General features: G+C 36.9%; 23 protein-coding genes and 1 tRNA gene. 15 read left to right on the forward strand and 9 right to left on the reverse strand.

From position 1 onward, the window contains the following. The first annotated feature begins 144 nt into the window (after positions 1-144). Positions 145-1,266 carry an ISAs1 family transposase gene (locus ACU1LP_RS11215; protein WP_445736303.1) on the forward strand — a complete coding sequence of 374 codons (1,122 nt, stop codon included), beginning with the start codon at positions 145-147 and terminating at the stop codon, positions 1,264-1,266. A gap of 14 nt (positions 1,267-1,280) precedes the next feature. Continuing rightward, the gene (locus tag ACU1LP_RS11220; protein WP_445734870.1) at positions 1,281-1,484 is read left to right on the forward strand and encodes a hypothetical protein; all 204 of its coding nucleotides are present in this window, start codon (positions 1,281-1,283) and stop codon (positions 1,482-1,484) included. A gap of 276 nt (positions 1,485-1,760) precedes the next feature. Here ACU1LP_RS11220 and pruA read toward each other — a convergent pair whose 3' ends face one another. Next, positions 1,761-3,389, reverse strand: coding sequence for an L-glutamate gamma-semialdehyde dehydrogenase (pruA, locus tag ACU1LP_RS11225; RefSeq protein ID WP_445736304.1), 1,629 nt, complete (start codon positions 3,387-3,389; stop codon positions 1,761-1,763). 150 nt (positions 3,390-3,539) lie between these two features. Between pruA and ACU1LP_RS11230 the strand changes: the two genes are divergently transcribed. Both ACU1LP_RS11230 and ACU1LP_RS11235 read left to right on the forward strand, forming a co-directional pair. Next, positions 3,540-4,271, forward strand: a complete 732-nt coding sequence (locus ACU1LP_RS11230; protein ID WP_445734840.1) for an NRDE family protein — start codon at positions 3,540-3,542, stop codon at positions 4,269-4,271. 173 nt (positions 4,272-4,444) lie between these two features. Beyond that, on the forward strand, positions 4,445-5,437 hold the full coding sequence (locus ACU1LP_RS11235; protein ID WP_445736305.1) for a DUF6695 family protein: 993 nt from the start codon (positions 4,445-4,447) through the stop codon (positions 5,435-5,437). A gap of 253 nt (positions 5,438-5,690) precedes the next feature. Here the strand turns inward: ACU1LP_RS11235 and ACU1LP_RS11240 are convergent, their stop codons facing one another. The 6 genes from ACU1LP_RS11240 to gpmI form a co-directional block, all read right to left on the reverse strand. Next, the gene (locus tag ACU1LP_RS11240) at positions 5,691-5,894 is read right to left on the reverse strand and encodes an HNH endonuclease (protein ID WP_445736306.1); all 204 of its coding nucleotides are present in this window, start codon (positions 5,892-5,894) and stop codon (positions 5,691-5,693) included. A gap of 154 nt (positions 5,895-6,048) precedes the next feature. Beyond that, positions 6,049-6,813: a class I SAM-dependent methyltransferase gene (locus ACU1LP_RS11245; protein ID WP_445736307.1), complete on the reverse strand. Its 765-nt coding sequence runs from the start codon at positions 6,811-6,813 to the stop codon at positions 6,049-6,051. Continuing rightward, positions 6,810-7,109 (reverse strand): GxxExxY protein, encoded by a 300-nt coding sequence (locus tag ACU1LP_RS11250; RefSeq protein ID WP_445736308.1) that lies wholly within the window; start codon positions 7,107-7,109, stop codon positions 6,810-6,812. Before ACU1LP_RS11250 ends, ACU1LP_RS11245 begins: the two co-directional genes overlap by 4 nt. Before the next feature lie 47 nt (positions 7,110-7,156). Next, complete coding sequence (map, locus tag ACU1LP_RS11255) at positions 7,157-7,975, reverse strand: type I methionyl aminopeptidase (protein ID WP_445736309.1); 819 nt, start codon at positions 7,973-7,975, stop codon at positions 7,157-7,159. An 81-nt stretch (positions 7,976-8,056) separates the two neighbouring features. Beyond that, positions 8,057-8,461 carry a BT0820 family HAD-type phosphatase gene (locus ACU1LP_RS11260; protein ID WP_445736310.1) on the reverse strand — a complete coding sequence of 135 codons (405 nt, stop codon included), beginning with the start codon at positions 8,459-8,461 and terminating at the stop codon, positions 8,057-8,059. A gap of 58 nt (positions 8,462-8,519) precedes the next feature. Then, a complete protein-coding gene (gene gpmI / locus ACU1LP_RS11265) occupies positions 8,520-10,037 on the reverse strand; it encodes a 2,3-bisphosphoglycerate-independent phosphoglycerate mutase (protein ID WP_445736311.1) in 1,518 nt (505 codons plus the stop codon). A gap of 239 nt (positions 10,038-10,276) precedes the next feature. Between gpmI and ACU1LP_RS11270 the strand changes: the two genes are divergently transcribed. Continuing rightward, positions 10,277-10,666 (forward strand): ankyrin repeat domain-containing protein, encoded by a 390-nt coding sequence (locus ACU1LP_RS11270; RefSeq protein ID WP_445734177.1) that lies wholly within the window; start codon positions 10,277-10,279, stop codon positions 10,664-10,666. Between the two features lie 93 nt (positions 10,667-10,759). Here ACU1LP_RS11270 and ACU1LP_RS11275 read toward each other — a convergent pair whose 3' ends face one another. Beyond that, complete coding sequence (locus tag ACU1LP_RS11275; RefSeq protein ID WP_445734176.1) at positions 10,760-11,200, reverse strand: GNAT family N-acetyltransferase; 441 nt, start codon at positions 11,198-11,200, stop codon at positions 10,760-10,762. 269 nt (positions 11,201-11,469) lie between these two features. Here ACU1LP_RS11275 and ACU1LP_RS11280 point away from each other — a divergent pair, with 269 nt between their 5' ends. Further along, positions 11,470-11,895, forward strand: a complete 426-nt coding sequence (locus ACU1LP_RS11280; RefSeq protein ID WP_445734175.1) for a GNAT family N-acetyltransferase — start codon at positions 11,470-11,472, stop codon at positions 11,893-11,895. A gap of 124 nt (positions 11,896-12,019) precedes the next feature. Continuing rightward, positions 12,020-12,092, forward strand: a tRNA-Gly gene (locus ACU1LP_RS11285). Between the two features lie 186 nt (positions 12,093-12,278). Here the strand turns inward: ACU1LP_RS11285 and pepE are convergent. Beyond that, complete coding sequence (gene pepE, locus ACU1LP_RS11290) at positions 12,279-12,986, reverse strand: dipeptidase PepE (protein WP_445734174.1); 708 nt, start codon at positions 12,984-12,986, stop codon at positions 12,279-12,281. A gap of 112 nt (positions 12,987-13,098) precedes the next feature. Between pepE and ACU1LP_RS11295 the strand changes: the two genes are divergently transcribed. The 8 genes from ACU1LP_RS11295 (at position 13,099) to ACU1LP_RS11330 (ending at position 21,613) form a co-directional block, all read left to right on the forward strand. Next, positions 13,099-13,905 carry a carboxypeptidase-like regulatory domain-containing protein gene (locus tag ACU1LP_RS11295; protein ID WP_445734173.1) on the forward strand — a complete coding sequence of 269 codons (807 nt, stop codon included), beginning with the start codon at positions 13,099-13,101 and terminating at the stop codon, positions 13,903-13,905. A 106-nt stretch (positions 13,906-14,011) separates the two neighbouring features. Further along, positions 14,012-14,812, forward strand: coding sequence for a hypothetical protein (locus ACU1LP_RS11300; protein ID WP_445734172.1), 801 nt, complete (start codon positions 14,012-14,014; stop codon positions 14,810-14,812). Continuing rightward, a complete protein-coding gene (locus ACU1LP_RS11305) occupies positions 14,799-15,605 on the forward strand; it encodes a hypothetical protein (RefSeq protein ID WP_445734171.1) in 807 nt (268 codons plus the stop codon). Before ACU1LP_RS11300 ends, ACU1LP_RS11305 begins: the two co-directional genes overlap by 14 nt. 118 nt (positions 15,606-15,723) lie before the next feature. Continuing rightward, entirely contained in the window at positions 15,724-16,227 is a 504-nt protein-coding gene (locus ACU1LP_RS11310) for a DUF6702 family protein (RefSeq protein ID WP_445734170.1), read from the forward strand. A gap of 270 nt (positions 16,228-16,497) precedes the next feature. Further along, positions 16,498-18,804 carry a M1 family metallopeptidase gene (locus tag ACU1LP_RS11315; RefSeq protein WP_445734169.1) on the forward strand — a complete coding sequence of 769 codons (2,307 nt, stop codon included), beginning with the start codon at positions 16,498-16,500 and terminating at the stop codon, positions 18,802-18,804. 380 nt (positions 18,805-19,184) lie between these two features. After that, entirely contained in the window at positions 19,185-19,472 is a 288-nt protein-coding gene (locus ACU1LP_RS11320) for a Sec-independent protein translocase subunit TatA/TatB (RefSeq protein ID WP_445736312.1), read from the forward strand. Positions 19,473-20,408: 936 nt separating this feature from the next. Next, entirely contained in the window at positions 20,409-21,317 is a 909-nt protein-coding gene (locus ACU1LP_RS11325) for a DnaJ C-terminal domain-containing protein (RefSeq protein WP_445736313.1), read from the forward strand. Then, positions 21,314-21,613 carry a chaperone modulator CbpM gene (locus ACU1LP_RS11330; RefSeq protein ID WP_445736314.1) on the forward strand — a complete coding sequence of 100 codons (300 nt, stop codon included), beginning with the start codon at positions 21,314-21,316 and terminating at the stop codon, positions 21,611-21,613. Before ACU1LP_RS11325 ends, ACU1LP_RS11330 begins: the two co-directional genes overlap by 4 nt. Positions 21,614-21,671 lie beyond the last annotated feature (58 nt).

A 21,671-nucleotide genomic window follows, 5' to 3' on the forward strand; every position in this document is an offset into this window, starting at 1 on the left:
CCATATTCAGGGGCGTTAGTGGAAACCATATTTGTTATCGGATGAATTCCGAAAAAGGGAAATTTGTCGTACACCCTTTTGAACTTCGGTTGAAAAGATTTATCTTTGAAATATAGATGGTAGGCGGTCTGCCATTAAAAAAAAATGACCAGACAGGGCCCGGAATTAGAAAATTTACTTTTCAAAGACTGCTTCACCACTTTGAAAGATCCAAGAAGAACCAATAGAGGAAATATAAGATACAGTTTGGAAGAGCTGATATTCCTTACCATAGCCGCTGTAGTGAGCGGTTTTCAAACTTATGAACTTATAGAGGGCTTTGGCCAAGAAAAACTGGACTGGCTAAGGTCCTATTATCCATACAAAAACGGTGTTCCTTCCCACGATACTTTAGGCAAACTGTACGGTAGGCTCAACCCAAAAGAGTTCTCAAAATGTTTGATCCAGTTTACGGAATCCTTAGCAGAACAAGATACCAAGGTCATAGCAATTGACGGAAAAACGGTGAAGGGATTTCTTAACCAAGAGGGCTATCCCATGCATATCCTTACTGCTTTTTGCGCCAATAACAGAATGAGTTTAGGACAGAAATCAGTAGATGGAAAAGAAAATGAAATAGTTGCAATACCACGACTATTGGAGTTGGTCTGCGTTAAAAACAGTATTGTTACCATTGACGCCATGGGTTGCCAGACGGAAATTGCAACTAAGATCAGAAAACAGGAAGCTGAGTATGTTTTGCAGGTAAAAAATAACCAAAAGACACTTTTAGAAAACATTGAAGATTCTTTTTCGGTTAAAAAAACAACAGATATAGACATCACAGAAGATTGTGGACATGGGCGAGTTGAAGTTCGTAAGTGCAGTGTTGTAAGCGATTTAGAATTTATAGAAAATGCCCATAAATGGAAGGATTTAAAAACCATAGTCAGAATTGAATCAAAAACGTACTTCAAAAAAACAGCAAAAGAAATCCTGGGAACGAGATATTACATCAGCTCATTACCCGCTAATGCTAAGCTTTTAAATGAATCCATAAGTTCTCATTGGTCCATTGAAAATAATTTACACTGGAATTTAGATGTCATTTTCAAAGAAGACAATCAGGCTAAGCGAAATCAAACGGCTATAGAAAATGCCAATTTAATTGCAAAATTGGCTATGATAATGCTTGAACAAGAAAAAACCTTTACCAAGTCCAAAAACAGAAAGCGATTAAAAGCCTTTGCCAATAACACTTACAGAGAATTAATACTCAAAGTTTAAAAGCGAATGCCCTGATGCAGTACAAGGTTTTCAGGGAAAAGGGATTGCTGATTGGTTCTGGAGCAATAGAATCCGCCCATAGGGTCTATCAACAAAGATTCAAACTGTCAGGACAGCATTGGACCAAAGAAGGATTGCAGCAAACAATACAACTCAAATCAGCATCCGAAAGTGGATTATGGGATAAAATTACCGATATTGCTAGAAATGCCGCTTAGATGCAATTTGTCGTGCACCCAATTGAAACCAATAAAAACAAAAAACACTGATAATCATATAATTATCAGTGTTTTGATACTTCCTATTACTAGGTTCGGGATGTTCAGATGAGGCACTTTTTTCAAACATTATGGAATTCTGTGCATTACTATTTTAGGAGTGGATTTTTAAATGCTGAATTCAATTTATAAAAGCAAAATCCGCCAAATTTGACGGATTTAATAAAATACGTTTGAGAATTTTGTGTTGAGATGCCTGCCTTCACAGGAATTTATTTATTCTCCCAAAAACGGGTATCTATAATCCGTTGGCGTTACAAAGGTTTCTTTTATCATTCTTGGCGACACCCAACGCAATAGGTTTTGTGCGCTACCCGCTTTGTCGTTGGTTCCAGATGCTCTGGCGCCACCAAATGGTTGTTGCCCCACAACGGCACCCGTTGGTTTATCGTTAATATAAAAATTACCCGCACTATTTTGCAAGGCTTCCGTGGCTTGTGTTACAGCATATCTATCGGTTGCTAAAACGGCTCCGGTTAAGGCATATTCACTGGTTTCGTCAACCAGTTTTAAAGTTTCCGCGTAAGCGCCATCTTCATACACATAAATAGTCATTACAGGTCCAAACAATTCCGTACACATCGTTGTGTATTTCGGATTGGTAGTGACTATGACGGTAGGCTCAATAAAATAACCTTTGCTTTTATCATGTCCGCCGCCAACAATAATTTCGGCATCTTTGTCCGTTTTCGCTTGGTCAATATATTTTGCCAATTTATCAAAAGACCCTTCATGTATAACGGCCGTAATAAAATTGCCCATATCCTCTGGGGAACCCATTTTAAAGGATTTTACATCTTCAATAACGAATTTTTTCACATCGCTCCATAAACTTTTAGGAATGTAAGCCCTTGATGCGGCACTACATTTTTGACCTTGAAATTCAAACGCACCACGAACAATAGCAGTGGCGACTTGCTTTGCATTGGCTGATCTATGGGCGATGATAAAATCCTTTCCACCAGTTTCGCCCACAATGCGTGGGTATGTTTTATAGTTGTGGATGTTGTTTCCTATTTGCTTCCAAAGTTCTTTAAAAACAAAAGTAGAACCTGTAAAGTGCAATCCAGAAAAATCAGGACTGGCCAAAACCGTTTCAGTAATCATAACGGGGTCGCCAAACACCACATTAATAACTCCCGGTGGTACGCCAGCTTCCTCAAAAACATCCATAATTACTTTAGCGGAATATATTTGGCTATCGCTTGGTTTCCAAACCACAACATTGCCCATTAATGCCATACACGAAGGTAGGTTTCCAGCAATGGCAGTAAAGTTAAAGGGTGTAACGGCATAGGTAAACCCTTCCAACGGACGGTATTCTATACGGTTCCAAGCATCACTTGTGCTTTCTGGTTGTTCCATATAAATATCGGACATAAACTGCACGTTAAAACGTAAAAAGTCAATCAATTCGCACGCAGCATCAATCTCTGCTTGGTATATGTTTTTGGATTGCGCCATCATGGTGGCAGCATTTATTTTGGCACGGTAAGGGCCCGCAATCAATTCAGCAGCTTTTAAAAAGATGCCTGTACGTTGCTCCCAAGGCATTTGGGACCATGTTTTTCTGGCTTCCAAAGCCGTTGCAATAGCGGCGTCAACATGTCTTTTTTCAGCTAAATGATAGGTTCCAACCACGTGTTTATGGTCGTGTGGAGGCGACATTTTTTTGGTATTTCCAGTTTTTACGTCCTTTCCGTTTATATATAATGGTACCTCTACGGTGCTATTATACATTTCTTTGTAAGCCTGTAGTACAGCATCGCGTTCAGGGGTTCCCGGTGCGTAACTTTTAACAGGTTCGTTAACAGCAATTGGTACATTAAAAAAACCTTTTCCCATAATTTGTTTATTTTTGTTATTGAATTATCAGCAAATAGGCTACAAATTTAATAATTTTTAAACGATTTATGGGGTTGATTAGCTCTTAAAAGCACGTTAAAGTTTATTTATTTTTTGTAAGTTGCCCATCTGTTTTCAGACTACAGTTTTATGTGTACAGTAACGATTTTCCCTAAAGGCAACAATGATTTTGTGCTGACTTCCAACAGGGATGAAGCACCAAACAGACTATCAGTTGCGCCCGATTTTTATACAAACAAGGAAACCACACTTTTGTTCCCTATGGATGTGTTATCTGGTGGGACTTGGATTGGTGTAAGCGAAAAAAACAGAATGGTTTGTGTGTTGAATGGTGGATTTGTCCGCCATGACCAGCAACCATCTTACAGATTGAGCCGTGGTGTGGTGGCATTGGATTTTATGGTGTCTGAAAATATTTTAGCCACTGCTGAAGATTATGATTTAGAAGGCATCGAACCTTTTACCATGGTAATAGCCGATTGGAATAAGACACTGAGGTTTTATGAATTGGTTTGGAACGGCGCAGAAAAACACTTTAAAGCATTGCCCTTAGAACCTAAAATCTGGTCATCTTCTACACTTTATAATCCTGAAATGAAGCAGCAACGTTGGCAGTGGTTTGAAGATTTTAAATTGGAGAACAGTTTAAATGCACAGGCATTGTTGAGGTTCCATAAAACTGCAGGCATTGGCAATCAGGATTACGGTGTTATCATGAATCGCGGATTTGTAAAAACCACGAGTATCACGCAAATTGAAAAATTCGGCGAGTCGTTTGAAATGTATTATGAAAACCTTCAAAATAAAACCATCTCCAGTAAATCGTTCCATATTCCTGAAACATCCATAACTGATTTTTGAAACTTAGGAGATGATTATATGGAAGTCCCGATAGCTATCGGGATGACCGATAAAAAAATACATATAATCACATGAAACGAGCATGCTAAAAAGTTTATCACCCAATGAAATGACTAATAGCGAACAGCATGTGACCGTTAAAAAACAAATAATATAATCACATGAAACCGTAAATGACTAACACAGGCATTATTTTAACCTTAGCCTATCCAGAAACTATTGTAATGGTTTCCAAAGAATGGTTTTCGCCTTTTTTAAGATATTTAGGTGTTGGCAAAAAAAATTACGTACGGGCAGGTCATGCTGCTTTAGTGCTTATAAATAAAGAAACGGGAATATTAGAATATCACGATTTTGGCCGCTACATCACGCCCGAACCCACAGGGCGTGTACGCGGAAGCGATACCGATAACGAATTGCATTTCCCTATGGTGGCACACATAAAAGGTAATGAAATTACCAATTTAAACGCTATTTTAAAGTTTTTGGCAACGCACCCCAAGCTCACACATGGCGATGGAAACATGCTGGCATCGGTTTGTAAAGCCATTGATTATAACAAAGCCCGTGAGCATATTACCTACATGCAGGAAAAGCATTTTATTAGATATGCCGCCTTTATAAAAGAGGCGTCCAATTGTGCCCGTTTTGCGACCGATACCTTGATTGCTTCGGTAACAGATAGTACCATCAAAAAGAACCTTCAAAACTCCAAATGGTTTACACCCAGTACGGTTGGCAATGTATTGTTGACAAATACCGAAACGCATGTTTTTGAAGTAAGCGAAACTGGAGATATTTCAAAATTTAAAGGCTCACAAAAAAGTGAGAATGTGCGCAATTTTTTAGATAAGCTTAAAAGCCATACGCCAAATTTTGTGGGTACTTTACACCCAAAGCCTGTTGAAGGGGTACATGAAAAAGCACAGTGGTTATCAGGAATTGCGGCCGGAGCATGGTTCGAGTTGCATAAAACAGAAAACGACAAGGAATATCTTTTTAAAAGGATTTCACCTGTTGGCAATATAGATGTTGAAGCGCTGTTTTTGGTTGAAAACGATACCTTTAATTACCATCAACCTTTTGAATTTGTGCCTTATTCAAACTGCAAATTTTTTCATGTGAAACAGCATGGGGTTGTTTTTAGGTTTGATAGGAAGGGGTGAGTTTTGGTTTTGGCTATCTTTTCTTTCCGTAAACTTGCTGACGTTTGCAAAGACAAACTTTTGTGTAATTTTTAGTGTTACCTGGTGCGAATTTTAAGTGTGTATGTCATTTAGGCGTTGGCTCTATGCCGCCCATTAAATGCCTGTGATGCACTAAATATCCTTTTCGCTGGTCATTGAGTATAATGTTTTCGAGTTTGTAGTCTTTCCAAAAATCCTTAACGTCTGGGGAAATTCTTTTGGAAAACAACATTTATCCTTGGTCACTAAAGGATATATATTTAAGGTTAAACAACGAGTCAATTGTACGACTTAATGGTAATCCATTATTTGGGTCATAAGCTTCGTTTTCATCATATTCTATAAAAGGCTGGGTATGACTTGCAATTAAAACTGGATAAGAAGTTTTTTTAAAATACATTGGATTTCCATAAAGTTCCTCGCATTCTTCTTGCATTTGATTTTTATACAATCTGTGAAGATAAGGGTCTCTGTGCAATAATTAATCAGTTTTCGGTCTCAGTCTCAGTTTTCAGATGGTTACGTTACGCTTTGCGGCTTTGCGGCTTTGCGAGAAAAAACCTCTGTGCATCTCTGTGCAATAATCCAACCTATTTGTAAACCACAGGAATAATTTCCCCCTTCGCTAAACAATACCTTGCAATATCTTCTTCTGAAAGTTTTGACGTGTAATCCACTCCATCAACCTTAAAACCAATACGTCTTAACTTGTCAAAATAATCACGACCATAAACACGAACGTGGTCGTATTGCCCAAAAATCTTGGCGCGTTCTTTTTTGCCGGTAATACTATTATCTTCAAATGTGGTTTCACGATTTAAATCTTGCGGAATTTGAAAGATGCCCATACCGCCAATTTTCATGACGCGATAGAGTTCTTGCATCGCTTTGGTACCATCGGGAATATGTTCCAACACGTGGTTGCATAAAATCACATCAAATTCATTATCCTTAAACGGCAAATTGCAGATATCTGCTTTCACATCGGCTAAAGGGGAATTTAAATCAGTTGTCACATAATCCAGATTTTCCATTTTTTTGAACCGATTGTAAAACGCTTGTTCTGGTGCGAAATGTAAAATTTTCAATTCCGAAGAAAAAAAATCAGTTTCATTTTTTAAATACAGCCAAAGCAGTCGGTGACGTTCTAAACTTAAAGTTGAAGGTGAAAGTATATTGTTGCGTTGTGTTCCATATCCGTAAGGTAAAAAGCTTTTAAAACTTTTACCATCAATGGGATCAGTAAAATTATTTCCTTTTAAATAGAAAGCTAAAATAGGACGGACCAAATAACTTAACCTAATCAGTATTGGTCTGGGGATGGTATTTAGAATTATTTTAAAGAATTTTTTCAAATTGTTTCACAGAGTTTCACAGAGAATTCACAGAGTTTCACTGAGGTGAATTTCTCAACAGTTTTGAGTTCAATGACGACTTCGTTTTCTACTAACAAATCAATTCTGTATCCATGATTTAGTATAATATATTTGTAAATAATTGGAAGAGGTATTTCTTTTAGAACTTTGAGCCCTTTAGTTTTTAATTCATAAAACAGACATTCCTGATATGCGGATTCCAATAAACCAGGCCCCAAATTTTTATGAACTTCGATGGCTGCTCCGATAATTTTACCAGTTAAAATATCATCCACTTTTTCTGTGTGTCTCTGTAAATTCTCTGCGCAACTCTGCGAAATAACTAAAGCACCAAAACTTTCTGCCGGAATTCATCTTCCTCATCGCTTTCAATCCCTAAAGTTTCATAGATATAAGCGAACGTAGATAAAATCTCTGGTTTGCCATCAATGATAGCTACGTCATGTTCAAAATGGGCGCTAGGTTTGCCATCTAATGTAACAATGGTCCAACCATCCTTAAGTTGTTTTATTCTATGGGTTCCCATATTGATCATAGGCTCAATGGCCACAACCATGCCTTCCATAAACTTTTTGCCTTTACCTCGTTTGCCGTAGTTGGGCATTTCTGGGTCTTCGTGCATTTTTTTTCCTAAACCATGGCCAACTAATTCCCGAACGACACCGTACCCGTGGCTTTCGCAATAATTTTGAATGGCAAAACCAACATCGCCAACCCTATTGTTGATTTGCAATTCTTTAATTCCAATATATAAGGATGCTTTTGTTACTTCCAATAGTTTTTTTGTTTCAGGCAAAACCTCTCCAATCTCGAAGGTATAAGCATGGTCGCCATAAAATCCATTTTTTAAAGCACCGCAATCTATAGATACAATATCGCCTTCAACTAACGGTTTGTTTGTTGGCAAACCATGTACTACGGCTTCATTTACACTGCATAAAAGGGTGGAAGGGCAGTTGTACAATCCCAAAAAACCAGGTAGAGCTCCTTGTTCTCTTATATATTCTTCTGCCAATTTATCTAATTTGTCCGTGGTAACTCCAGGTTTCGCTTCTTTAGCTAGCATACCAAGCGTTTTTGATACTATCAATGCGCTTTCGCGCATAAGTTCAATTTCTTCTTTTGTTTTTATTACAATCATACTTAAAAAATAATGGCAAAGATACTTAAAATGGCAGAATAGCTTTTTGTTGGTTTTTTGGAATGCTTTTTTTAAACGAGTTTACTTAAAAAAATCAAAAAAGCCTTTCTTCTGCACTATGGTAGTTGGATTGGTGTTTGTAAGCATCTGATAGATTTCTCCCCAGCCAAAAAAACCGCCTACATTTCTATCGTCAATAAATAAATCCGCATGAATTTTTCTACTCATGTTTTCATTTAATTCTTCTTCGGGAAAGCTACGATTTACCGCATAGAAAAACACCCCGTTTTCTTCACAAAAACTTACGGCTTCGTCTAGACGGGTACCATATCTGTAGGTCCATAATATCAAGCGATGTCCTTTTTCCTGCATTTTTTTTAAAGTTTCGAAAGCAAACATCATGGGCTTGCCTATTTTTGGGTAGGCATCTTCAACTATGGTGCCATCAAAATCGACAGCAATGATTAGGTGTTCGGTAAATTTCATTTAAATTAAGGGCTAGTATTAAAAAACGCAAAAGTACAATAATTTATTTCTTAAATCTTTAAATCAAAGCATGCTGCGTCATGGCTTTAGGTTGTTCAATACCCATTAATTTTAAAATGGTTGGGGCCATGTCGCCTAAAATACCGTCTTTGATTGTTTTTAATTCGTTATCGATTAAAATTACTGGTACGGGATTGGTGGTGTGTGCCGTATTGGGCGACCCATCGGGGTTTATCATGGTTTCGCAATTACCATGGTCTGCAATAATCAAGGTTGTATAACCATTGGCCAAAGCTGCGGTTACCACATCTTTTACACACGCATCCACCGCTTCACAAGCTTTTATGGCTGCTTCCATAACGCCCGTATGCCCAACCATATCGCCATTGGCAAAGTTTAAACACACAAAATCCACGTCGCCTTTTTCTAATTCGGGTATTAAGGCATCACGCAATTCGTAAGCGCTCATTTCTGGTTTTAAATCGTAAGTCGCCACTTTAGGGGAGTTTCTTAAAAGTCGTGTTTCGCCTTCAAAAGGGGCTTCCCTTCCTCCAGAGAAAAAGAACGTAACGTGCGGATATTTTTCGGTTTCAGCAATTCTGATTTGCTTTTTGTTGTGCTTTTCCAATATTTCACCCAACGTATCTGTTAAATTATCTTTATTGAAAATAACTTTTACGTTTTTATACGTGTCATCGTAATTGGTAAGCGTTACGTAATATAAGTTTAATTTGTGCATGTTTTGCTCCTTAAAATCGGTTTGCGACAATACTTCGGTCAATTCGCGGCCACGGTCTGTTCTAAAGTTAAAAAAGATAATGACATCACCGTCCTTAATATGGGTTACAGGTTTACCGGCATCGTCAACCATAACAATGGGTTTAATAAATTCATCGGTAACATCATTATCATAGTTTTTTTGGATAGTGGCAGTAACATTGGTAGATTGCTCGCCAACACTGTTTACCATAGCATCATAAGCCAATTTTATCCGTTCCCAACGTTTATCTCTATCCATGGCAAAATATCTGCCGGTAACGGTAGCCAATTTGCTGTTGGTGTTTTTTAAATGATATTCTAATTGCGTGAGAAATCCCAAACCGGATTTTGGATCTACATCACGCCCGTCGGTAAACGCATGCACGTAGGTGTTTTTTAAACCAAAATCGTTGGCTGCATCCAACAAGCCAAATAAATGGTCAATGTGCGAGTGTACGCCACCATCGCTTAACAATCCTAAAAAGTGCACATCCTTATGGTTGGTTTTTGCATAGTTAAAAGCGTCCACCAATACTTGTTCGGTATGCAGTGTTTTGTTTTTTACCGCCAAATTCACTTTAACCAAATCTTGGTACACAATGCGGCCGGCGCCCAGGTTCATGTGGCCTACTTCGCTGTTTCCCATTTGTCCTTCGGGCAACCCCACATTTAAACCATCTGTCCTTAAAGTGGCGTAAGGATATTTTTTATAAAGAGAATCTATAAACGGAATGTTTGCATTGTCGATGGCAGAGACTTTAGGATCGGGAGCATTTCCCCATCCGTCAAGTATCATTAGTATCACTTTTTTGTTCATTTTTTTTGAAATTTTAAAGATACCCAAAGATACTGAAGTTTGATATAATAGTGTGGAAAATCAAGCCGAAAAACCACGAGTATGGTTGATTTTTAAAAGAAATTCAAAAATGAGGCATTCCGTTGGACAAATGTGAATTAAACGTTAAAAATCTATTATAAATTGTTTTTGGTGTAACAGATTTGAGTTTTGGTCGTCTCTTTAGTATATCAATTTCATTAATCAAAAAATCATTCATCATGAAAAAAACAATCATTATTTCCGCCATGGCATTAGGTTTCGCTGTGGTAACAGTACATGCAGCATCTACCCATTTAAACGTTGGCACTTACAACGTAGAAACCGTTTTTAAAGTGAACCCATTTTGTATTTCAATAGCCAAAGGTGATATTGAAACGGTTAAAAAATTACTTTCATTAGGAGAAGATGTGAATCAAAAATCCAATGGCATGACCCCTTTAATGTATGCTGCGAAGTACAACCGCACAGAAATTTTAGAACTTTTGATTGCGAAAGGAGCCGATTTAAAAACCACATCCAACAAAAAAATGACCGCTATTCAGTATGCAAAATTGCACGGTGCTAAAGATGCCCATAAAATACTTGAACACGCATTAAATGAAAAATAATTGAATCTATATAATTATTTTTGGGTTGGTCACTCTTAAAAACCCTGAATCTCAGGGTTTTTTTGTGCTTAGCAGTAGCTTACATTGAATGGTTTATAACGTTTTGTACATAATATAATGTAGCCCTATGTCTTTAATGTCAAATGGTAATCCGATTATTTCATAACCATTTTTTTTATAAAAATTTGCTGCTTTTTGGCGGGCATGGCACCACACTATTTGAACGTTCTGTTTTTTCAATAGGTTTTCGCCGTGGTTTAAAATCAATTTCCCTAACCCCAAACTTTGATATGCGTTTAAAACTGCCATACCCCGCAGCTGGTATTGAAACTCTTCATGTAATAAAGGGTGTTTGCTCTTTAAAAAGGAACTCACGCCAACAAGCTTGCCGTCTATATAAATTCCTAAATGACACGTGGTTTCCAGATCATCACCATCAAAAGCACAAGCTTCAACGGATTTTCCCGTGCGTAAAACAGGATGTCTTACGGGGTAGGTTTCAAGGGCTGATGTTTCTTTGATTATGTAATTCAAAATTTAAAAAAGTGTTTTAAAAATCATCTGTTCAAACTTAGAGCCTGTTTAAGATCTCGTTAATTATTTTTTCATGTCTCTTTTTGCGCATTATTTCGTTAAAATTTTGAAACGTAACTAAGCTATGTTCAAAAATTTTGCCTCATGCTGCATCAAAAATAACCCATAAAAAATCTAATCACAAATTCTTGAACAGACTCTTAAACAAAATTATTTTTTGATGGATGGCACAATTGGAAATTATTTATCTTCACATAAAAAAAATAAGCATGCCGTTTATATTTAAAATCATACCGAACCAAGAGATACAAACCATCATTCCTTTGGTTGAAAAACTGAATAATTATGCGGTGTCTTCGGATGTTTTAAAGAAGCGTTTTTTAGAAATGGTGACCCAAAATTATGAATGTGCCGGTGTTTATGATAGAGAAAAATTGATCGGTATTTGTGGTCTATGGTTTTGTACAAGGCATTATGCAGGCAAAAGTATGGAAGTGGACCATGTTTATATTGATGAAAATTACAGAGGAAAAGGTTTGGGCAAGGATTTTTTTAAATGGATTTATAGCTATGCAAAAGATAAAGGTTGTGAAGCAGCAGAGTTAAATACCTACGTAACCAACTATGGGTCGCACAAATTTTATTATAACGACGACTTTAAGATTTTAGGGTATCATTTTTTAAAAAAGCTGTGATTTTTTCTTGCGTTTTAAGACACTGTTTTTATATATTTGTGCAGAAATTGGGGGAGTAGCTCTCCCAATCTATCGGGATGGTAGAGCGTTGTAAACAGGTTTTTTGAAATAAATTTGAATAATTGCGGGAGTAGCTCAGTTGGTAGAGCGTCAGCCTTCCAAGCTGAATGTCGCCGGTTCGAACCCGGTCTCCCGCTCTAAAAGCTTCATGGAAATATGGGGGTTTTTTTTATGCTGAAATGTTTGGTGTTTGTGCTGTTACAGGTTTTGGCTGGTGGGTTGCGTGAGGGATAGAAGCGGAAAGCCCACAGCGACCCCGATAGTTATCGGGGGTGCGAGGACTTGTAGCGTATAGCCCGACCCTTTAGGGGCACGCCCTAATTCTATTTTAAATGATTAAGTTCGGTGCCTGTTTCAACTTCATAAGGTGTTTTGTTATGTTCGAAAATACGGGCATTTAAATGGCCTTTTAAAATAATGGAATTACCATGTACATGCAGCCAACTGCCTTCGCGCAAGCCCACAACGGGCGGTGTGTTGAAATTGTGGAATTCCTGTATCCTGGTCTCTCTGGTTTCGCCCATGTGTTTGCTGTTGGTATCTGGGTCCAAATAATGCGGATTGATATTAAAAGGTACTGCTGCCAAGGCATTAAAACTGGGCGGATATACAATGGGCATATCATTGGTTGTTTTTATGGTAAGGCCACAAATATTGCTGCCCGCACTGGTGCCCAAATAGGGTATGCCGTTTTTTATGGCGGTCTGTAAAACGCCTATGAGGTTGTTTTTGTAGAGCTGATGGGTTAAAACAAAGGTATTGCCGCCACCAACAAAAATGGCTTGGGCGTTTTTAATGCCTTCAATGGGGTTTTCAAACTCGTGGATGCCTTTTACCGTTTTGTCGATTTTCGCAAACGCTTCCGCTACTTTTTGCGTATATTGTTCATACGATATGCCACTGGGACGTGCATACGGAATGAATAAAATGCTAGGGGCATCTTTAAAAAAAACAGTTAATTCATCTAAAATATAATCTAAATAACCATCTTTGTGAAGTGTAGATGTACTGGCAATTATTAAGTTTTTCATGAAGCCTGGTTTATTGGGTAAAGTTAGCCATTTGCGCGTTTTAACAAAAATTTATAGAGAGTTAGTTCCTGAAATCAGTTTTTAAGGTTTATTTTTAAAATAAAAAAACACTATGAAAAAAATTATATTCGTTTTTGCGCTTTTGGCAGGTTTGCAAGCAATTTCACAAGATTCAAAACGGGTCGATATCAATGGAAAAATAATTGTTGAAAGTTGTGATATTTCTGGAATAACTATTTACAACAAATCATCAAACGCTGTTGCCATATCAGATGAAAATGGCGAGTTTGTTATATCCGTAGGCTTAAATGATCTTATTGAGGTAAGTGCATTGCAATTTCAAAACATAAATTTTCAGGTTAATAAGGCAATTATTCAATCTAAAAACATGAAAATTTTATTGATCGAAGAAATTAATGAACTGGATGAAATTATTGTGTCAAAAACAGGTTTGTCCGGATATTTGGCAACGGATATAAAAACCACCAAAACGTTCAACCCAAAATTGGATGCCTTGTATTTTGGTATTGAACGTAGCGATGAATATGGTTTCAAGCCCGATAATAAGTCGCCTGTAAGCAATACCACCATGAATACGCAACGGCAAAGAATGATTAACGGCCTTAATATTGTGAATGTTGTCGACCAGTTATTGCTCCCTTTGTTCAGATCTAAAGCTGAAAATAAAAAAGATTCAGGAATTCCAGAAGTTCCGGAAGAATCAATAAAACACTATTTTGGCTCTGAATTTTTGACTGATAATTTTGGTATTCCAAAGCATAGGGTAGAAGAGTTCATAAGATATGTTGGAAGTGAGAATTTCGATTTTTCCTTGCTTAATTATGGGAAGGAAATGGAGTTTTTACAACTACTTCACAATAAAAGTTTACAGTTTTTAAATAAAGACCAAAGCAAGTAACTATACGGGTTTTATATTGGCAATTAACACTTTAACATAAGTTTAAATCTGTTTTTTATTTTATTTAAGAAATCTTATACGTTCTTTATCAAATAAAACAAGCCTATTGAAACAACTACTTATTTGTAATTTATTGCTTTTTTCAATAAGTTCTGCACTGGGACAGACTGTTGAGCGCATATTATTAAACGGTGTTATTAGTGCTGAGGGTACCGATATTGAAGGGGTTGTGATTTACAATACGTCGTCAAATTCCGGAACTGTTACCAACCAAAAAGGAGCGTTTACTATTGCCGTAACTGTAAATGATGTTGTAGAGGTATCTGCCTTACAATTTGAAATGGTTTCAATTATTATCACCAAAGAAATTATAGCATCCAAATTATTGAAAATATATTTATCTGAACAAATTAATCAGTTAGATACCATTTTGCTAAGCTCGGGGTTGTCCGGACTTTTGGCTCTGGATGTTGAAAAAGCAAAAGAGCGTCCTAAAATCACGATGGAGTTAGGTAACTTGGATAACTTAGAATTTTTTAACGAACGGGCTTTTGATAATCAAGTTGTTAAAGATGCTTTAAGTACACTAGTTAATAAAGGCGGACTTTATAATGGCATAAATTTTATTGGGATAGGGAGTATGCTGTTTAAATCTAAATCGAGAAAACCATCTAACAATATACCTTTAAGCCAGGAAAAACAGAAAACATTAACCGAAATTTTTTCCAATAAGTATATTACTGAAACATTTAATATTCCAGAGGAAAACGTGGAAGCATTTAGGGCTTTTGTTGAAGCTAATGGATTAAATCCTGATTATTTAAAAAAGGAAAATGAATTGTTGTTAATCGAATTTTTAGTAAAACAAAGTGAATTATTTTTAAATAGTCAACATGCTAAAAATTAATTGCTTTGTTATTTTGGTATTTGTAGGTGTGCAAATAAATTTTTCCCAGTCTGTACAAATAAAAGGTAAAGTTGAAAGTAATGTAGATGTTGAAAATATTCATGTTATCAACAAAACAGCACAAACGTTTACCATAACCAACCGTAAAGGCGCATTTGAAATTCCGGTAAGTTTACATGATACCATTGTGTTTTCTTCCATTCAGCAAAAATCGAAATCGGTCATTATTGATGAAAGCATGATTCTCTTTAAAACCCTTAGGGTTACTTTGGAAGAACAAATCAATGAATTGGACGAAGTAACGGTTGGCAGGGTTTTAACAGGAAATTTACTTTCAGATGTTAAGAATGTAGAAGGCGACCCGCCCATTAATTTTTACGATGTGGGCATTCCGGGTTATACAGGGAAAATAGCGACACAAAGTGAACGTAGGATGAACGAAGCAACAACAGGATCTAACGGGCAAAAGTTAAAATGGTATTCACCTTTAACAGGGTCAATTCCATTGAATCCCATTTTAAATGCCATTTCCGGGCGCACAAAACAATTGAAAAACCAAGTGAAGCTTGAAGAAAAAGACGAATTGATGCAAAGCATAAAAGGAAGATTGTCAAAGGATTTTTTTGTTTCAAACCCTTTAGATGAAGCACTTAAGATGGATTTCTTCTATTTCTGTGCTGATGATGAAAACTTTATAAAGCGTTGTAAAAACCAAACCGACTTCAATATCTTGACTTTTTTAAGAATGAAATACAATCAGTATTTGGAAAATTTGAATAAGCCTACCGACTGATCTTCTGGACACTGGCGAAGCAAATTCGTGTCTTAATTTTTTAACGCGCTTGACATGTCTTTTGGAATGCTTTTTGAAACCAGTTCGGTAAAATAATTACTTTATAAAAAATTTGTTGATGAACCCTTTAAAACAACTGTTATTGATTTTGGCAGTGCCACTTTTTTCGTTTACCACACTGCATAAATACTATATTAGTGTAACCCAAATAGATTATGTACAAGATAAGCAGTCGCTTCAAATAACTTCAAGAATTTTCATTGATGATCTTGAAAAGTTATTGCGGGAGCGGTATGACGAGACCATAATCTTGGCAGGTAAAAACGAATCAAGTACCGCCGATCTTTACATCGAAAAATACTTGACTGAAAAAATACAAATTAAGGTTAACGGGAAGGAAGTGAAGCTATTGTACATTGGAAAGGAGTACGATACCGATCTTGTAAAATGCTATTTAGAGGTTGAAAACATCAAAAAAATCGAATCTCTGGAAATCAGTAATAAAGTGTTGTTCGATGTGTTCGATGGCCAGCAAAACATTGTTAAAACTAATATTTACTCCAAACAAAAAAGCGTTATTCTTATCCCTCAAAAAGACAGTGCTTTGTTAAAATTCAACTAAAAAAAGTTAATTGTTTTTACTATTCTCTGTGTTTTTTCGTTTTTTGTAAATAAACTCATCTTGACTTTTTGTTTTTAACCGAAAACGAGATAAAATTTGTTCAGATGAGGCACTTTTTGAAAGGCAGAGCATCGCTACGCATAAAAAAGGTAACGAAATATGGACGAATTTTAGCCGTTTTTTAGGAAATAGAAAAAGTCAAGATGAGTTCAATATAAAACAATCAAAATTGCAAAATACTGTAATTTTTTAAATGAAATCAAATCCATAATGATCAAATCCACGTATTATTTTCTGTCTGTATTGTTTATATCAACAACGTTGTTTTCCCAAAACCAAGAACAGCAACCTCGTAAACCGGGGCATACAAATACCAATAAATTCAAACAGTTGTATGACGAGTTTTCCACTCCCAACATGTATAGGGCTGCTTCAGGTGCCCCGGGTTCTGCCTATTATCAACAACAAGCAGACTACAAAATGGATATTGTCTTGGATGATAAAAACACCAAATTATCAGGTTTTGAAACCATTACCTATAGCAACAACTCACCAGACGGATTGGATTATTTGTGGGTGCAGCTAGATCAAAACAAAAGAGCGAAAGATTCTAAAAGCCCATTAATAGAAACCAGTAAAGTTAGCCCTGTGCTAAGACCGGAGCAGTTTTTTAAAGGCTATATGAACAATCCATTTGATGGTGGTTTTAATATTCAGGAAGTCAAGGATGTTAATGGTAATCCGCTTCAATACATGATAAATAGTACCATGATGCGGGTAGAGTTGCCCAAAACCTTAAAACCTAAGGAAAAATTTTCATTCTCTATAAAATGGTGGTATAAAATCAATGACCATGTTCCAGATAGAGACCGTTCCGGTTACGAATTTTTTGAAAAGGATGGCAATAGAGCCTATGTTATTGCACAGTTTTTTCCAAGAATGGCGGTCTATAATGATGTGGAGGGTTGGCAGAATTCCCAATTTTGGGGACGCGATGAGTTTGCACTTCCTTTTGGAAATTACGACGTAAATATCACCGTGCCCGCAGACCATATTTTGGATGGAACGGGCAAATTGACCAATAGAAAAGACGTATTTACCAAAACCATGATGGAACGCTTTGAGAAAGCAAAAAAATCATACGATAAACCTATTTTAATTGTAACACAGGCTGAAGCCGAAGCTGCTGAAAAAAGTTTTTCAGACAAAACAAAAACATGGAAATTGCACGCCGACAATGTGCGCGATTTTGCATTCGCAACATCCAGAAAGTTTATTTGGGACATGATGGCGGTTAAAATAGGAAATAAAGATGTGATGGCGGTTTCGTTATACCCAAAAGAAGGGAATCCGCTTTGGGAAGAGTGGTCAACCATTACAGTTGCAAGTACCTTAAAATCCTATTCCAGAATGACCTTTGATTATCCCTACCATAAAGCAATTTCAGTGCATGCCAAAAATCAAGGGATGGAATACCCCATGATCTGTTGGAACTATGGGCGTCCTCAAGAAGATGGCTCTTACAGCGACCGTGTTAAATACGGTATGATGAGCGTTATTATCCACGAAGTTGGGCATAATTTTTTCCCCATGATCGTAAATAGCGATGAACGTCAATGGACTTGGATGGATGAAGGGCTGAATTCGTTTTTACAATATGTTGCAGAAACGGATTTTGCCGAATGGTATCCAAGTGCTTTGTCTCCTGGTGATGATACATACCCTTCCAGGAGAGGGCCGGCAAAAAATATTGTCCAATATATGGGGGGCGACCAAGATTTTATCTCCCCAATAATGAGCAAAGGCCTTAATGTGCACCAATTTGGTGATAACGCGTATGGCAAACCCGCAACTGCTTTAAATATATTAAGAGAAACCGTCATGGGGCGCGAGCTGTTTGATTATGCGTTTAAGGAATATGCGCATCGATGGATGTTTAAACACCCGACTCCAGAAGATTTTTTCAGGACCATGGAAGACGCTTCTGCTTTCGATTTGGATTGGTTTTGGAGAGGTTGGTTTTACACCACCGATTGGGTAGATATTGGTATAAAGGAAGTTAAAAAATACTATGTATCTTCAGAGCCTAATCAATATACCAAGGATTATTTGGCAAAACAAGGAAGAAGTGCCAAAGATTTGGTGCCATTGGTTTATATGGTTGAAGAAGGTAGCGAGGATTATAAAGAAAGCTTGAAAAAGGGGACCTTATTGGATAATTCAAAACCACTTAAAGAGTATTTGATGGACAATTTTTCAGAAGAACAACGCAAGTCCATTAAAGAGCCTAAGTACTTTTATAATGTAACTTATGAAAAACCAGGCGGATTGGTAATGCCCATAATTGTGGAGTATACCTATGCAGATGGATCCACTAAAAGAGAAATCTATCCCGCTGAAATTTGGAGATTGAATGATAATGAAATAAGCAAAGCCATTGCTTCGGACAAGGAAATTGTAAGAATTGCGGTAGACCCCGATTTAGAAACCGCAGATGTTGATACGTCCAACAATTCATGGCCTAAAGAAGTCAAACAAAATGAATTTGATAAATTCAAGAAAAAAGTTAAAGGATAAATTATTTTGAAGCCACTAAAAATCGTCATAGCGAGGCAACATATAAAATAATTTATCAAGCGATATTGTTGACAATTAAATTGAATTTGAAACTGAAAATTTGAAAATATGGATTGTCCCCTAGAGGGGACTTCAGGGGTGTTTTTAAAATTTGATTGATATTTAAATACTTTAAAATCAAATATTTAAAATACTTGTCAATGGTAGGTACGAAGCAATCTGTTTATTGTAAGTTATAATAAACTTTGAAGTAACATCATGGGATTGCTTCAGTCGTTCCTCCATCGCAACGACAGTTTGTGAAAAATTTTTACACAGTCTCTTTATTTTTTTAACTTTACAATTTTAAAAAGTATAAAACAACTTACTATATTTGTATTGTGAGACTACAAGTTATATTTTTATTCATTAGTGGCGCAGAAATAGCATTCATTCTATTTATTGTCGTCATGGTTTTTGGTGCCGATAAGGTACCGGAAATTGCCCGTGGTTTGGGCAAAGGTATGCGCACTCTAAAAGATGCTACCAACGATATTAAAAATGAAATCACTAAATCGGCCGACAAAAATGGTATCGATACCAGCATTGTTTCCGATGTAAAAAAACAACTGGATAGTGTAAAAGACGATTTAGACGATTTTACAGGTTCTGTGAGACGCAAATTGTAATTTTTTTTTTTAAGGACTACCGCACTATTCAATTTCGCAAAGGCCAAACAGTTGGCCCTTTTAGTCGTTTTTTTTTTTTTTTTTTGGCCCCGATATCCATCCTATCGTGTGGATACATCTTTTTCAGTAGCAGATTCTCTTGCCCGAAGAGCATCAGGTATTGTAGAAACAAAGAGGCCCAACAATATCCAGTTTTAAAGTCGTGCCTTTAGGTACGACAGATGTGATCTATGTCCTTTTAGGGAAAAAATATGGGTAGCGGCAATTATATCGAGGAGTGGATTCGTGCCTTTAGGTACGACATAGGGCAGCATTTAAAGAAGGATATTTGCAATCTGATTCCATGTATGGCATTGTTTTAAAATCCGCTTTCCCATCCTGTACCTAAAGGCACAGAAAACCAGCGTATTAACATGCCACTACCCAAATGAAGTCCCTAACGGGACAGGGCAACGTTTTTATGGACTTAATAATCTTTGTGGTCCCCATAGCCATCGGGACGTGTAATGTTTTGTATGCCTTTGTGTTACAGCTATTGGACTGAGATGCACAAAGCAAAAAACCATTGCATAAAGGAGCTTATCATGAGCCATATAAGAACATTTTTTAAAGGCGTTTGCCCTGACTTTTTTTAGGAAATAGAAAAAGTCAAGATGAGTTCTTATACAAAAAAAACAGAGTTATCAAAAATTCTAAAAAAAATCAAATTGTTTATCAATGGGTTACAATCCCGTCTATGTTCTTTTCCCGATAGCTAATCGGGACTATCGAAGGGTTATTGATTCTGTCCCGGACAACAATGATTTGGAATTAATATTTGAGTAACTTCACAAATAGGATTTTCTTAACACAAGAACAATTGAAATTAAACGAAAAATTGGTTAATTTAGTGGAAGTAAAAGAGTAGGACACAAACCAAAAGACCCTTTTCCAGTTATGGATTATATAGACTATTACAAAATTCTCGGTGTTCCGAAGAACGCCACCGAAGCCGAAATAAAAAAGGCGTACAGAAAACTGGCTCGAAAACACCACCCCGATCTCAACCCTAACGACAAAGAATCTGAACATAAATTCAAGGCTGTAAACGAAGCCAACGAGGTATTGAGCCATCCAGAAAACCGTAAAAAATATGATGAATATGGCAAAGACTGGAAACATGCCGAACAGTTTGAGCAGGCAAAACGCCAACGGCGACCAAACGGGCAACAGAGCGGTTTTGGAGGTTTTGAAGGCAATTCAGGTGGCGACTTTTCAGGAGGCGACTTCTCCAGTTTCTTCGAGTCCATGTTTGGAAGTCGCGCTTCCAGTGGTCGTGGTAGAACGGCTGCTTTTAGAGGTCAGGATTTTAATGCAGAACTGCATCTCAATTTAAAGGACGTTTATGAAACCCATAAACGCGTTTTGACCGTTAATGGCAATAATATACGGCTTACCATTCCTGCTGGTGTGGAAAATGGTCAGGTCATCAAAATAAAAGGAAAAGGGGGCGAAGGAACCCATGGAGGTCCAAATGGCGATTTGATCATTCAGTTTACCATTGCCAATCATACCAAATTTAAACGGGATGGCGCAAATTTATATAGCACCGAAACCATCGATCTATACACCGCTTTGTTGGGAGGCGACGTCACTGTCAATACCTTTGACGGGAAAGTGAAATTGAAAGTAAAGCCCGAAACACAAAACGGAACGAAAGTGAAACTAAAAGGCAAAGGCTTTCCTATTTACAAAAAAGAGGGCCATTATGGCGATTTATACATTACCTACGAGGTCAAAATGCCCACCAATCTATCCTCAAAAGAAAAAGAATTGTTCAATGAACTAAAAAATCTAAACTCATGAACACGGAAAGCTATATTCCCATAAAAACCATTTGCACACACTATAAAGTGGAAACTACCTTTTTGGAAAGTCTGAATGAGTATGGACTGATTGAGGTCACTACCATTGAAAAATTGCCCTGCATCCATCAAAACCATATAAAAAGTTTAGAATCCATGATACGTATGCACGCCGATTTGCACCTTAACTTTGAGGGCATAGACACGGTTTTAAATTTATTGGAAAAAATTGAACATCTGCAAAATGAATTGAGGAGTGTAAAAAATAGGTTGGGGATTTATGAGGATGGTTTCTGAAGAATTGTATGCTTAAAACAGGAATTTAAATACCACTTCTTCCACAAAAGAAATCAAA

It is taken from the genome of Mariniflexile sp. (genome assembly GCF_052728615.1).

Coding starts and splice junctions, on each gene's coding strand:
- ACU1LP_RS11215 (WP_445736303.1), top strand. CDS start 145: ATGACCAGACAGGGCCCGGAATTAGAAAATTTACTTTTCAAAGACTGC.
- ACU1LP_RS11315 (WP_445734169.1), top strand. CDS start 16,498: ATGATCAAATCCACGTATTATTTTCTGTCTGTATTGTTTATATCAACA.
- ACU1LP_RS11235 (WP_445736305.1), top strand. CDS start 4,445: ATGACTAACACAGGCATTATTTTAACCTTAGCCTATCCAGAAACTATT.
- ACU1LP_RS11260 (WP_445736310.1), bottom strand. CDS start 8,461: ATGAAATTTACCGAACACCTAATCATTGCTGTCGATTTTGATGGCACC.
- ACU1LP_RS11305 (WP_445734171.1), top strand. CDS start 14,799: ATGCTAAAAATTAATTGCTTTGTTATTTTGGTATTTGTAGGTGTGCAA.
- pepE (WP_445734174.1), bottom strand. CDS start 12,986: ATGAAAAACTTAATAATTGCCAGTACATCTACACTTCACAAAGATGGT.
- ACU1LP_RS11295 (WP_445734173.1), top strand. CDS start 13,099: ATGAAAAAAATTATATTCGTTTTTGCGCTTTTGGCAGGTTTGCAAGCA.
- ACU1LP_RS11230 (WP_445734840.1), top strand. CDS start 3,540: ATGTGTACAGTAACGATTTTCCCTAAAGGCAACAATGATTTTGTGCTG.
- pruA (WP_445736304.1), bottom strand. CDS start 3,389: ATGGGAAAAGGTTTTTTTAATGTACCAATTGCTGTTAACGAACCTGTT.
- ACU1LP_RS11280 (WP_445734175.1), top strand. CDS start 11,470: ATGCCGTTTATATTTAAAATCATACCGAACCAAGAGATACAAACCATC.
- ACU1LP_RS11330 (WP_445736314.1), top strand. CDS start 21,314: ATGAACACGGAAAGCTATATTCCCATAAAAACCATTTGCACACACTAT.
- map (WP_445736309.1), bottom strand. CDS start 7,975: ATGATTGTAATAAAAACAAAAGAAGAAATTGAACTTATGCGCGAAAGC.
- ACU1LP_RS11220 (WP_445734870.1), top strand. CDS start 1,281: ATGCAGTACAAGGTTTTCAGGGAAAAGGGATTGCTGATTGGTTCTGGA.
- ACU1LP_RS11270 (WP_445734177.1), top strand. CDS start 10,277: ATGAAAAAAACAATCATTATTTCCGCCATGGCATTAGGTTTCGCTGTG.
- ACU1LP_RS11325 (WP_445736313.1), top strand. CDS start 20,409: ATGGATTATATAGACTATTACAAAATTCTCGGTGTTCCGAAGAACGCC.
- gpmI (WP_445736311.1), bottom strand. CDS start 10,037: ATGAACAAAAAAGTGATACTAATGATACTTGACGGATGGGGAAATGCT.
- ACU1LP_RS11310 (WP_445734170.1), top strand. CDS start 15,724: ATGAACCCTTTAAAACAACTGTTATTGATTTTGGCAGTGCCACTTTTT.
- ACU1LP_RS11240 (WP_445736306.1), bottom strand. CDS start 5,894: ATGCAAGAAGAATGCGAGGAACTTTATGGAAATCCAATGTATTTTAAA.